General features: G+C 38.2%; 8 protein-coding genes and 1 CRISPR repeat array (1 of these 9 cut by a window edge). Of the genes, 7 read left to right on the plus strand and 1 reads right to left on the minus strand.

Translation table 11 applies throughout. The annotated features are described in order from the left end of the window. Positions 1–65: 65 nt before the first annotated feature. A complete protein-coding gene (locus L2096_RS01070; protein ID WP_004939040.1) occupies positions 66–1,403 on the plus strand; it encodes a L,D-transpeptidase family protein in 1,338 nt (445 codons plus the stop codon). A 205-nt stretch (positions 1,404–1,608) separates the two neighbouring features. Then, complete coding sequence (locus tag L2096_RS01075) at positions 1,609–2,298, plus strand: pirin family protein (RefSeq protein ID WP_208476609.1); 690 nt, start codon at positions 1,609–1,611, stop codon at positions 2,296–2,298. 49 nt (positions 2,299–2,347) lie between these two features. Here the strand turns inward: L2096_RS01075 and cas3f are convergent, their stop codons facing one another. Further along, positions 2,348–5,584, minus strand: a complete 3,237-nt coding sequence (cas3f, locus tag L2096_RS01080) for a type I-F CRISPR-associated helicase Cas3f (protein WP_250364716.1) — start codon at positions 5,582–5,584, stop codon at positions 2,348–2,350. Positions 5,585–6,652: 1,068 nt separating this feature from the next. Between cas3f and L2096_RS01085 the strand changes: the two genes are divergently transcribed. From L2096_RS01085 to cas1f, 5 genes are read left to right on the plus strand one after another with little or no spacing between them, the layout of a single operon-like run. Continuing rightward, positions 6,653–7,819: a hypothetical protein gene (locus L2096_RS01085; protein ID WP_250364717.1), complete on the plus strand. Its 1,167-nt coding sequence runs from the start codon at positions 6,653–6,655 to the stop codon at positions 7,817–7,819. After that, complete coding sequence (csy2, locus tag L2096_RS01090; protein WP_250364718.1) at positions 7,816–8,700, plus strand: type I-F CRISPR-associated protein Csy2; 885 nt, start codon at positions 7,816–7,818, stop codon at positions 8,698–8,700. Before L2096_RS01085 ends, csy2 begins: the two co-directional genes overlap by 4 nt. Positions 8,701–8,729: 29 nt before the next feature. Next, entirely contained in the window at positions 8,730–9,791 is a 1,062-nt protein-coding gene (gene csy3 / locus L2096_RS01095) for a type I-F CRISPR-associated protein Csy3 (RefSeq protein WP_250364719.1), read from the plus strand. Positions 9,792–9,793: 2 nt separating this feature from the next. Further along, positions 9,794–10,405: a type I-F CRISPR-associated endoribonuclease Cas6/Csy4 gene (locus L2096_RS01100; RefSeq protein ID WP_250364720.1), complete on the plus strand. Its 612-nt coding sequence runs from the start codon at positions 9,794–9,796 to the stop codon at positions 10,403–10,405. Positions 10,406–10,416: 11 nt separating this feature from the next. Next, a complete protein-coding gene (gene cas1f, locus L2096_RS01105; RefSeq protein ID WP_250364721.1) occupies positions 10,417–11,370 on the plus strand; it encodes a type I-F CRISPR-associated endonuclease Cas1f in 954 nt (317 codons plus the stop codon). 97 nt (positions 11,371–11,467) lie between these two features. Further along, positions 11,468–14,023: direct repeats of the CRISPR family, unit length 28 nt; unit sequence GTTCGTCATCGCATAGATGATTTAGAAA (it continues 2,327 nt past the right edge of the window).

Here is a 14,023-nt window from a genome sequence, read left to right on the forward strand (position 1 = left end):
TAATTTCTGTAATACTTGCAATGTTTTATACCCTGAAATATGAATAATTCTTAAGGTTGAAGTGCATGTTTGTTCGCTCTTTACTCGCATTGAGTCTAAGCTGCATCATTAGCGGTACAGTTTTCGCGGCTTCAACGGTTGAGCAACCGTTGCATCCTAAAGTCGTTCGTAGTACAGATTTAGTTCAAGATCCGATTGATCCACTTGCTGTAGATGCATCGACCAAATCTAGCAACACAGTCAATTATAAGCCTGTGACTGCTGCGCGTAATGCATCTGCGGCATCGAGCCCGGCTGCTGCTTCTGCACCAGTTGCGGCATCTGCTCCAGATAGCGCATCCATTACAGCGCAAGAAGAAAAAGATCTGAACCAAGCGTCGGCAACGCTACAGCGTCTTGAAAGCACAGAAGATAAGCAAGCCGACACAGGTGCAGCTCCTTCAAGCGCACCAGCGGCAAAAACAGCAGCAAGCAGCAAGACTGCTCAGGCACCCGCAAAAGTGACCTGGACGCTAGACAGCCTCAATAATGCCGACTGGTATGAAAATATTGGCCGTGGTCAGTTCCCAGTCTATGCACGCGCGCAAGTCATGCTAAACAATACTCATGCTTCTCCGGGTGCTATTGATGGTACCAGCGGCATGAATACATTAAAGGCATTGTCTTCGTTTCAACAAATGAACGGTTTAAAAGCCACAGGCGAACTCACCAAAGAAACGTGGGATGCGTTACTGGCCAAACAAAACAAACCGGCTTATGTTGAATACACCCTGACTGAAGATGACTTGAAAGGTCCGTATGCGGCGTCTATTCCGCATGATTACGCACAACAAGCCAAAATGAAAGGTTTGTACTATGTACGTGTGACAGAAATGCTGGGTGAAAAATTCCATATGGATGAAGACTTTTTGAAAAAGTTAAATCCAAAGGCAACCTTTAAAAAGGCCGGCGAGAAAATCATTGTGGCGAATGTGCGCAACGATTTACCAGAAGACATTCACTTGATTATTGCGCACAAAGGCGCACGTCAGTTGTATCTCTTTAATAGCCGCAACCAGATGATTGCCTCTTTCCCTGCAACGATTGGTAGTAGCGATACACCGTCACCAGCAGGTACTTACAAAGTGGTGGGTGTGGCACGTAATCCGTGGTATAGCTACTCGCCAAGTAACTTTGTTCAGGGCAATAACTTAAAGCCACTTTCTTTACCACCAGGCCCGAATGGCCCTGTAGGCAACATCTGGATTGGCTTGAGCAAGAAATCATTTGGTATTCATGGTACACCTAATCCATCTGCTATTTCTAAAACTGCATCTCACGGATGTATCCGTTTAACCAACTGGGATGCCAACGACTTGGGTAACAAGGTGCGTAGTGGTGTAACTGTTCGTTTCTTAGAATAATTTTGCTTCTTAAAAAAGCCTGCACGTGCAGGCTTTTTTTATTTTCGAGATAAAAATAAATTGTCCTATAATTAATGTATGTTTATACGTTGGCATAGTGCCGTACTAAATTTAGGACAATTTGTTCTGATTCTATGGTTTTTGGCGATATTCAATCTTGTTAATCTACTCACATGAAAGAACGACAATATTTGGGAGATACCGCATGAATGCTTATCTACATCGCAGTGAAAACCGTGGCCATGTTCAAGCTGGTTGGCTAAATACCTATCACAGCTTTTCATTTGGTAGCTGGTACAACCCGAAATATATGGGAGTTGGGCCACTTCGTGTGATTAATGACGATACCATTGCCGCAAATAATGGATTTGGTACTCACCCACATGACAACATGGAAATTCTGACTTATGTGACGCATGGCCGTTTAACGCATCGCGACAGTATGGGCAATGAAGAGTACATCCATGCGGGTGAATGGCAATTGATGAGTGCAGGTACGGGTGTTCAGCACAGTGAAATCAATAACACGGATGAACCGGTACATTTGTTTCAAATCTGGATTCAACCAAATGTTCGCAATGCCGAGCCGAGTTATCAGCAAATCAAGCTTGACCCGCATGCTACACCGAATCAGTGGCATTTGATTGTAGGCCCAGATGATACTGCACCGATGTTTATTCGTCAGAATGCTGAGGTTAAAGCTGCGGTGCTTGAGGCTGGACAATCACTTGAAATTGCGACCACCAAAAAACATAATTTTGTGCATGTGGTATCGGGTCAAATTATGATTGAAGACCAAATTGTAAAAGCGGGTGATGCGCTGCTGTTTAATGAAAAAACAGCGATTAATGCGCTTGAAGACAGTGAAATGATTTGGTTTGATTTACCCGCTTAATTGAAGTTGGAACTAAAAAACGCTGTTTCGTAAGAAGCAGCGTTTTTTCTTAATGTGCAAAAACGCCAAAACCATAATCATAGGACCAAGTTGTCACATCATCTCTACTATAAGGTGTTAAGGATATACGGCAGCCTTGTTCATTGGTGATTTGATGCTTGAAACAATAATCTTCCATTTGTTGCGGCGTAAGTGATAACCATGCTTGAGGTTTTGGAGGAATTTCTTCAAACTTCACTTGGTTCCATACCAAACCATATTTTGGATACTTTAAAGTTTTTGTGGCTTTTTCATCAAAACCATACACTTGCTTTTTTAAAATTAAGCAATCAGACCACTCAAACACATAAGTTTCTTGATAATTACGATCACGTAAAGGCGTCATCTTATAAATGTTTTCTGTCATGATACTTGCATCGACATCTGACCGAGAAAATAACTGTTCTCCTTGATCATTAAAATAGTTTTTACAAAAGTTCTTGATTTGCTCATCATCTAACTTAGCAAATAGACAACTCACTTGATCAAAACGTAATCGAGCATTAATAATTAATTGAGATTGATGATCCCACGGTAAAAGTTCGCTTAAAGTTTGAGATGAATACGTTGAAGTTGCAGATACACCATATCCTTCATAACCAGGATATATAAAGACTGGATGACGTTGTTTGCTTTTCTGCTTTCGTTTTTCGATATCACGTTGCTCGCAATAACGATAATTCCACTCAGGAATCATAATATTGGGCTGATTTACTTTCTCTAATCGATGACGATTCACTCGACCAGCCGTTTGTACAATTGATTGTACGCTTGATGCATCAATAATAGCCCAATCAAAATCATGATCTCGCCCGACTTCTTCCACTGGTGTTGCAATCACAATAAATGGAATATTTAAAGAACTAGATTTTTGAATGAGATCAATAATTTCATCATCTTGCTCGATCTGCTCATTACCAGTTTTTCTTTTTTTTCCATCTTTATGACGAGTCAAAAGCTGATCTAGACGTTGCTCTTTATAAAATCTTGAGATAAGCCAGTCATTTGCATGGTAACAAGCGATTTTTGCCTCAGATAAATGATCTGATAAAAATTGGGCAAGACGAATTGCATGTTTGATATTCGCTACTCGTATAAGCCCCAAAGAAATTTTCTTTTCGGTCTTTTTAAAATGCCATGCATGCGCTTGATGAAGTTGCTTTACTCCTTCCAATACCGACTGTTTCCAAGATAACACTGTAGTTTCAGGCAATGAAAACAGCTGAGCCAATCGATAAGTAGGTTTATAAAGTAATTGAATTTGCAAGCTATCCAAATGATTTTGGTAGCGAGTCTCAAATTCTGAGTTTTGATTTGACTGCTCTAACCAAACTTGTGGTTTAAGCTCGTTATCAATAATTGCAATGATTGATTTCTTCTCATTTCCATAGAGAGCCGCACGCATTTGCATCCCTGACTCAAACGCCCGATGAATTGTTTTAGCAACTGTCAGTGATAAGGTTGCCGATGAACAAATTACGTTCCGACCGTAGAATGCAGCGAGCTGAACTAAGCGCAATACTGCAATCAGTGCTTTAGGCTCATAGCCATCTACCTCATCTAAAATCAAATCACTAGTCATTATCCTAAGTAATGCCTTAACATGATGTCCTTGTTGATGCGGCTCACCTGCTGCAATCAGATAATCAATGGTTGAAACCAGTAATGGCGAAGCCAGAATGGTTGTTTCTTTTTGATCTAAAACTTTGCGTCCATTTTTTTCAATTGTAAATAATGGATGTAGCCAATCTGGTAAATTACAGTCTTCACCCCATGCGTCGAAAATAGGTTCAGGACGATTTTCATCTTCATCAACGAACTCAATTTTTTCTTTACTTTGATCAAATAAAGTCTGTGTGATCGTGTCGCCAATAATCACAGCAATTTCATCATCAGACAGATTCATTGATGTTTTAAGCGCGTGTCCAGTCTGTAAAGTGAGAGAGCGCAAATTAAGCGCAATTGCTAGTCTTGTATCATCTGGCCGTAAAGTGCAAGCAGCACGCAAATTCATACGCGTTTTACCGCTTCCAGTTCCTGCTATGTTGAGTATGAGTGCTGGTGTTTCAGGGTGCTTCTGTATATTTTTTTGCAATGCATTTGCTGCAATGTTCTGCCATTGAAAATGCGAATGAGTGGTGGGCTGACAAATATATTCAACTGTTTGCTCACAAAGCCCTGATAAACTCAAATCAGTCATCATTTGAACTGCAATACGTGAAGCCCGATCTCCAACTTGGTGTAAATGCCATTCTAGTGGCTGATCTTGTAATTTGGCTCTCCTATCATGGTCTATAGTTTTAAGTTTTGTATTTGCAAATAATGTAATATTTTCAGGCTTTTGTACAGAATACTGCTGTGCAGAGACAATATGATCAGCATGAATCAATGCTGCTCGTGAATGCAGTGCTAAAGCTTTCCAATATAAAAGCTGGTCTATTTTTTGTTTTGGTACTAATGCAGTTAAACGCTGCATACGTTTTTGATGACTTTTAAAAATAGAGTCTGGCAACTCACCTGCACAGCTCATTTGTTCTAAACTTGGAACTAACGTACGAACATGATTTTCATAATTGGGTAATGCAAGTGGATCATTTTTTAAAGCCTCTTCGACTCCTAATAAACCATGATGCGTAACAACCAAATAATCCACTGCTTCTAATTCGTTTTGAATTCCCTGCTCTATTTCTTGTCGATCACCTAAAGTAAATTTATCTAAACCTTTATCTAAATTTTTCCAAGCAAGCTGCCAGTCCCATCCATTTTTTCTGAGTTGTTGTAATAGTTTTAAAGACAACCATTCATGTCGAATATCATCTCTAATTTTTTGTCCTGCCATTTCTGGGCTTAATTTCTTCTGAAAATGTTGGGATGCCTTACCAATATCATGCATGTCTCCTGCTGCACCCGCCAACAAGCTACTTGCTTTGACCCATTCATCTAGCATCAGTAGTTTTTGCTGTTTTTTAGTTGATGCAACTGGATATGCACCGTCATGGGCAAATTTATGTTTTGCTCCAACAACCCATGCAAGCTTCATTCTGCGTACACCAAAATTAATGTAAGCGGCTACAGCAGTTTGTCGGGTGGCTACCTTTTTTAATGCGCTACGAATTTCTTTTAAGCCGTCCATTGTCATTGGTGCTTGCCAAGACAAATGTCCTGTACGAATAGCATAGCTATCCAAAATCGCTCGAGTTTTCTTTAAAGCTCTTTTTTCACAAGCCGAGATGAAAATGACATGCATAGTTTATGGTTTAATTTTAAATATAGTAAAAATATAATCTTTTGTTTTAAAAAGAGAAAGTTTTGATCAGCTTAATACTGTTTTCTAACGACAAAATATGTCGCCTTAAGCATTGGATGGAGTTTTATAAATTATCTACATAATGAGCAACTTTCAAAGTTACTTTTAAAGAAAAAAATAAGGCTTTCTGAAACTTTTAGTTAGTAGCGAATATTAAAACTTAAGATTAGAATAGCCCTATATTCTAAACCATCTATGCGATGGCAAAATCACATATCAATCAATGCTAAGCATTAATTTCTCAACTATCTATTCGATAGTAAACTATGTAAGAGCTGTATCATAACAAATCTTAATCAGGAATACTTAATATTCATTTAAAAAATTACTACCCTTAATACTTAGGTATGATTGATAGTAAAATTTTATTTAAATAAAAATAATGTTTGACAAGGATTTTGGACAAATATATTTTAATTTATGAAAAGGCATAAAAAAAAGCAGGTATTCCGTGACCAAACTTCATACCTGCTTTTGTCCATTTTCAAAGCTATTACTACTTAAATAAGGACTATCCAAATGATAGCACAACATTTCAAAATTTTGTCTCATCCTGCTATACAGCGTAGCGTAGAGCTACCTTCAATCCTTATGATCTGGGGAGGGTAAGAACTATGTCTAAATTCATTATCAATCAAAATGTGCAAGCAAATGGCGATTATGAAGTTCATAACCTAACAACAGGTTGCTCCTTCATGCCATATCCTCAAAACAGAGTAGATTTGGGTGAACATTTGAATTGCTTTAGCGCAGTTTTGGCAGCAAGAAGAAGATGGCCTAACGCTCGAATCAACGGATGTTATTACTGCTGTAATGCATGTCATACCAGCTAGAACTCTATTTAAAGCCGATATTTATGAATAATGCCGGCTTTACTTAAATTAATTACCAGTCACTTTAATGTTCAAAACACTTGGCGACAATTTATGACGCCAAGTGTTTCTTCAACACTTTCATTTTCCAAATAATGTGTTAAAAATTGGCTAGATAACAAAAACGGGGAAGATAATGCCTGAACCACAAACTGATATTTTTATAAACGCTTTAGAAGAATCGGTACACTTTAGTTTAAAGACGATTAATTCCAATATTGAAAAAGGTGGAATTCGTTTAAGTAAGCAACAAGCACTTGATTTACCTTATCTCAGTGCTCGAACTTTATTAAATGAAGACTTCCTTATTCCCACTGACTATCAGGCAAATGCAGGTAAAACGGCTTCTATTTTTAAAGTCGTAAAAGCAGCTATGATTAATCATGATACTAGTGAAGAAGATTTCGACTTCCAACAGCAAGTTGAACAACTCAAGCCATCCATTTCATCTGTTTTTAATGAGCCCTATCAAGCTGGTACAGAAAACATTGATATACGTATGCGTCAGCTTTTAATTCCAAAAAATGGGGAATATGTCTCAGTAAGCCCACTTACTGCTGCAGGTGTTAATTATCTCGTGAATCAAGAAGTTGATGCTGTAAATGAATTACGCAAGGAAAAAGACAGTGAATTTAACCGCATTCAAACTGCTATTTTTGGTATAGGCGGAGCCAATCCACAAAATGTCGGAAGCCTCGTTCGTTCCATGCAACGCCCTATAACAGTGGACGCTCCTCAAGCAAGTGAAAAAGTACGCCAAGCATTAGCTATTTTCTATAACGGATTTACGATACGACTATCCCGCAAGATAAAACTGCTTAATGGAACTAAACGGGCAAAAGAAGTGATTAAAGAATGGTCAGAAATTTTAAATCGCCAACTTGTTATTACTGCAACGAATACCATTCAAAATTGGCATGACCTCGAGATTTTCGCTCCTTCTACTAATCGGGATGTTCGAGATCAGGAAGTTATTTTCCTGAATATCCTTGCTAAAGATGTATTAAGACAGGCATCTTTTCAAAAAAATATTTTAGAAGAAGCTGAAGCAATTCTACCAACTATAGAAGAGATTGAGCGCCCTTCATTTTGGGTTCATCCGAGCCTTTCGTTTGTTTTACAAGGTTTGATTGATCCAGAACTAAGAGATGATCACTGGAGAATAAAGTTCTCAGATTATCTGGCTAGAAAAATTACCAATGAAACGTTTGATATAGAAATAAATAATGAAACTGTATCAATTAGCCTAGATAGCAATGCTGAAGGTTATATTGCCCGTCGTTTACGGGAGATTATTCGATGAGTCGTTATGTCGTTATTCCTCGTATGCGAGTACAAAATGCAAATATGCAAAGTAATGGCCTTTTATTGGGCGGTGTACCTTTATTTGCAGCCAACATGTTTGCACACCATTTGGCAAGACAATTAGGCACTCAAGAACAAGGCATTATTTATATTCATCATGACCAACAGCGTTTAGGTGGGCAAGCCTATGGCCGCTTTACGCCTGCTCAACGTCGTGGTGCCGTGTTTATTGGTAAAAAGGACTATTCTTCTAAAAATAAATATGCGTTGTCTTTACAACCAACTGCATCTTGTCATTTAGAGTTTAGCCTTGTGATTAAATTTAGTAGCTCTCGGATTAGTCCAGAAAAACTAACAAACATACTTAAACGTAGCCGTTTTGCTGGTGGACAAATTATCGAGTTTTTAGAAATTACGACACATGCCGAAAATGAATTAGAAACAGCCCTAAAGAAAATCAAAACTGGATTTGCCATTTTAGATCGACAAGATTTGCTTATTGAATATCAGCAACGTAAACAAATTAATCGAGTTCAGGCATTTACCCAACTGTTGGCATTAAAAGCAGATGCGCTTAGAACGTTCTTTAATGATCAAAATTTAAGTTGGATATCGGCAACTAATTTGGGTTATGCCCTACTTGAGCCACTCACAGACCAACGAGCTGGTATTCGCCAAGCACAAGATCAAGAAACGACAGCACATGCCTATGCAGAACCACTTACAGGTATCGTTCAATATTTTTCTTTAGGTGAAATTCTGAGAAAAAATACTGAGGCTGAGGATGACACTTGGCATAACTTGCAAAAATTATTGTGGACCTATCACTGGCCACAAGACGACATTTTTCTTTTAAAACAAAATTGCATTCATGCATAACTCATTTTTAAACATAAGGAATTTTTTACATGACAATTTTTAAGAAATTACCGGGTAGCCTTTCTTTACAACGCGGTACAGTAGTGAGTGACGGGGCGTTTTTTAATTTATTTGAAGATGGCAAACAAGAACCTTTACACGTGATGTATCACGGTATTCGAGGGACTCAAAATGTCGCAGGAAATAAAGAAAAAGGCGCAGCAACAGGTAATTCTCTGGCTCGTGAAGTCACCAATATTCAGTTGACAGAATCTGCAAAACTACAGCCTAAAGCGAAACTCTTAGTGAAATGGGACTTCCGTTTTATTGACCTGAGCTATGTACTATTTGCAAGTGCGTCTAAAGCGGGTGCAGATAAAACCGAAGAATACAACTTCCGTCAAGCTTTCTTAAATTTTGTAAATCGCGCCAAAGAAAGCGATGGACTTAAAGAAGTTGTGCGCCGTTATGTACGTAATATCGTGAATGGTCGTTGGTTATGGCGTAACCGTATTGTCGCTGAAAGTATTACCATTCAAGTGACTGCTCAAGACCACCCCGAAACATTTAACTTTGATGCACTTTCTTACAACCTTAAGAGTTTTGCCGAACTGTCTGAACAAGAACAAAAACTAGCAGACATTTTGTTAAAAGGAATTACAGGCGAATCAACAAGTGCTGCCTTACATATTGAGGCGATTGTTGACTTCGGTATGGGCGGTGTAGAGGTTTTCCCTTCTCAAAATTATTTAGAAGAGAAACCAAAAGGTTTCTCTCGATCTTTATATCAATTAACACCGAAAAAACCAGATCACAAAGCAAATGACAACCAATATCTAGGGCAAGCTGCTTTACGTGATCAAAAAATCGGAAATGCACTAAGAACAATTGATACTTGGTATCCATCGTTCAGAGAAAATGATGAAAAGCCAATTGCTGTAGAACCTAACGGTGCCAACCTAGAAGGTCAGATTTTCTATCGTGTAGGCAAAGATAAAGTTTCTGCATTTGATATTTTAAAAGAAATTGATGAACTAGATGTAAACAGTGAAAAAGGTATGTTCCTGATTGCGTGTTTAATTCGTGGCGGCGTGTACTCCGAGGGTGAATAATCATGGATGCCAATTACTATCTGGATATCCGTGTTCTTGAATCATCAGATGATACGGATGTAAAACTGGGTCATATTCGTAATCAAATTTACAGTGTCATTCATGGCGCATTTCGAAAACTGCCTGCGCATTATGCTCTTGCGTTGGAGATGTCCGATAAATTGATAGCGAAACAGGAATTTTTTGAAAAAAAACATGGCCGTTCAGCTAAACCTAACTTTGATATTTTGCGGATTTTTGCAGAAAAACACGATGAATTAGATGAATTAATAAAAGCAATTAAAGGGCACTGGAAAATTCGTGACTATACTGTTTTAGGTGTGGCAATTCCTGTTCCCACTGCCAAAATTTCGGGCTGGAAAAGTTATCGAAAGTTTCGTATTCCGACTCAGAAAGCTGAACGTACAAAACTTTCTCATCAGAATGAACCTTTGAGAGATAGACGTTTAAAAACCGCCAAAGGAATGCCCTTTTTTCAGGTGATAAGCCAAAGTACAGGTCAAGGTTTTACAGTCATCATTGATGTTCAGGAAAGTGAAAACGCTGGATACGGGCTGCCAGATAGCTACGGTCTTGCCCGTAAGGAAAGCCCTTTTGCTCTTCCCGTTTTTTAAGGAAATATAGTATGAGTCAACTCCGTCAAGAACGCAGCCGCCCAGTGATGCTATCAAAGCGTGCTTGCGTATTTTATCTGGAAAAAGTTCGTGTCGTTTTAAAAGATGATCGAATTGTTTACTTGACGGATAACTCTCAGCCTGTGGAATATTTTTATAATATTCCAGAGAAAAACACTGCCTTTTTACTCCTTGGTAAAGGTAGTTCATTAACAGATGCGGCTGCCAGACGTTTAGCAGAATCTAATGTGATGGTTGGGTTTTGTGGCTCTGGTGGTTCCCCTTTATTTTCATCATTAGATTTAACATTTTTAGCACCTCAAAGCGAATACCGACCCACTGAATATATGCAAATTTGGATGAAGGCATGGTTAGATGACAATGCACGCTTGCTTATGGCTAAAATTTTATTACTTGAACGTATTGTGCTCGTTTCACAATCATGGAAGAAGAATTTAGATTTGATTCAGCACGGTATTTATATTGATGACAACGCTTTAAATACGTTTAAACAAGATATTGATCGATCCGAAAATCAACAAGAATTACTTGCAGCCGAAGGACGTTGGGCCAAAGCACTGTATAAAGAATTGGCCAAAGGATTTAATCTTGACTTTAAACGAGATGAAGGCAAAAACTCACACGATACTCTTACCGATATCGCGAATAACTACTTAGATCACGGAAATTATATTGCCTATGGCTATGCGGCAGTTGCTTTAAATGGTATGGGAATTAGTTTTGCATTACCTATCTTGCATGGCAAAACACGCCGCGGAGGTTTAGTATTTGATCTTGCCGACTTAGTGAAAGATGCATTTGTGATGCCAACTACTTTTATATGCGCATCAAAAGGATTAAATCAAAAAGAATTCCGAATGCAACTTATAGAAATATGCCAAGACCAAGATCTTCTAGATTACATGTTTAGCTTCATTACAGACATTTGTAGTAAAATCAAATAAAATCATACAATTAAGTCAAGTGGTTCATAACGAAGTATTTTTACTCATTAAAAGCTTATATAATTGATATTAAGGGTTTTGTTTTGACTTAACTCTAGTTCGTCATCGCATAGATGATTTAGAAAATTGCCGCATCGTATTGCCCGCCTTGCTCGATGTTCGTCATCGCATAGATGATTTAGAAAATGATGACGAAAACCGGATTTCAGGTCATTGTGTTCGTCATCGCATAGATGATTTAGAAAAAATCCATTTATTGTGAAGTCAAATCACACAGGTTCGTCATCGCATAGATGATTTAGAAAAATACAACTATTACACTCAAGTTTAAGCAATTGTTCGTCATCGCATAGATGATTTAGAAAAGAGACGATTAGCTTTCTTAGACGCCAAGGATGTTCGTCATCGCATAGATGATTTAGAAAAAAGTCACAAGCTTTTAATTCACGCCATTCAAGTTCGTCATCGCATAGATGATTTAGAAATGATTACGCACCTGCTGAGGACAACGTAAACAGTTCGTCATCGCATAGATGATTTAGAAACAACGAAGTGCAACCCAAGCCAAACCGCGTATGTTCGTCATCGCATAGATGATTTAGAAATGCCACAAACTTATGCGCATTCATCATTTTGCGTTCGTCATCGCATAGATGATTTAGAAACCAAGCAGCAGGAATTAAGCAGCCTACATATCGTTCGTCATCGCATAGATGATTTAGAAATTTGGCAAACAGATCTTGGATGTCCTGATAGTGTTCGTCATCGCATAGATGATTTAGAAAGCATTGAACTGCTCTAGAGTCAGATTTTTATAGTTCGTCATCGCATAGATGATTTAGAAATGCCAGCGGCATAGGGTACGTGTAGAGCATCCGTTCGTCATCGCATAGATGATTTAGAAAAGTAAAAATTGACCCCGCTAGTCGGGGTTTTTGTTCGTCATCGCATAGATGATTTAGAAACTGTTGTATCGTCGGATATGTCTCATGTTATTGTTCGTCATCGCATAGATGATTTAGAAAACTCAACTTGATAACCTTGATAGCGCAAAGCCGTTCGTCATCGCATAGATGATTTAGAAAAGCATGATCACGCGTGGACGCGTTTTAGCGGCGTTCGTCATCGCATAGATGATTTAGAAAGCAATCGTTAGCTCTGTATTGCTGTGGGCTTTGTTCGTCATCGCATAGATGATTTAGAAATGACTGGTACGAAGAGCCTGTCAGCCAATTCAGTTCGTCATCGCATAGATGATTTAGAAATTTTTAGTATCAGTGATTTTGATGGTGCCGTAGTTCGTCATCGCATAGATGATTTAGAAATTTCCGGCGATATTGATACGCAAGGAAGAATCGTTCGTCATCGCATAGATGATTTAGAAAAACAAACTCTGCAACTGTATGTAATACAGTACGTTCGTCATCGCATAGATGATTTAGAAAAGTTAGTTACGCCAAGCTCCTGAAGTTTAAGCGTTCGTCATCGCATAGATGATTTAGAAATTTATCACCCTTTGGTGGGTGTAAGTCCTGTTGTTCGTCATCGCATAGATGATTTAGAAATTCAGCAATCATACGGTTAAAAAACTGGTCCCGTTCGTCATCGCATAGATGATTTAGAAATTTTATGACATCTGCACTCTCAGGCTTACCATGTTCGTCATCGCATAGATGATTTAGAAAGTGAACGATTCCCCACACTTGAAGAAGCTTTAGTTCGTCATCGCATAGATGATTTAGAAAATTAATTTTTGGTCCGCTGGGCCAAGTATATAGTTCGTCATCGCATAGATGATTTAGAAACCTATTCCTGGATTCTTTCTAAGGAATTGATCGTTCGTCATCGCATAGATGATTTAGAAAATCTTCAGTTGAAACGGTAATTGATACATCTTGTTCGTCATCGCATAGATGATTTAGAAATGCACTTCTCGCACTTCCTCGCATTGTCACATGTTCGTCATCGCATAGATGATTTAGAAAGTTCTGGCCATGACGATTGAAAATAACTTTTTGTTCGTCATCGCATAGATGATTTAGAAATTCAAATCATCAAGTTCAGTTACTTTATTACCGTTCGTCATCGCATAGATGATTTAGAAAATTTTGGTATCCTTAAAATAAAAATAGGTGCTGTTCGTCATCGCATAGATGATTTAGAAATACATGATCGTGATAAGCGCCTAGAGCTTGTGGTTCGTCATCGCATAGATGATTTAGAAAGCGCGGTAATGGACAAGCTGACACAACAAAATGTTCGTCATCGCATAGATGATTTAGAAAATAATGAATATGATTAGATATTTTAAATACCGGTTCGTCATCGCATAGATGATTTAGAAATTGAACCTTTTCAAAAAATATTTTATCAAGCCGTTCGTCATCGCATAGATGATTTAGAAAAAATAAATCCCCCTAACAAAAATAAAAATAATCGTTCGTCATCGCATAGATGATTTAGAAAATTGATGGGATTATGCTTGAGATTGTCTTGTAGTTCGTCATCGCATAGATGATTTAGAAAATCCCGAAATATTTTGATTAAACTCACTATTCGTTCGTCATCGCATAGATGATTTAGAAATTTCCGAACGATCTGTGTATTCGACTGGGGAAGTTCGTCATCGCATAGATGATTTAGAAAAACCGGT

The organism is Acinetobacter sp. ACZLY 512, assembly GCF_023614015.1.
In the GTDB taxonomy this organism is placed as follows: domain Bacteria; phylum Pseudomonadota; class Gammaproteobacteria; order Pseudomonadales; family Moraxellaceae; genus Acinetobacter; species Acinetobacter soli.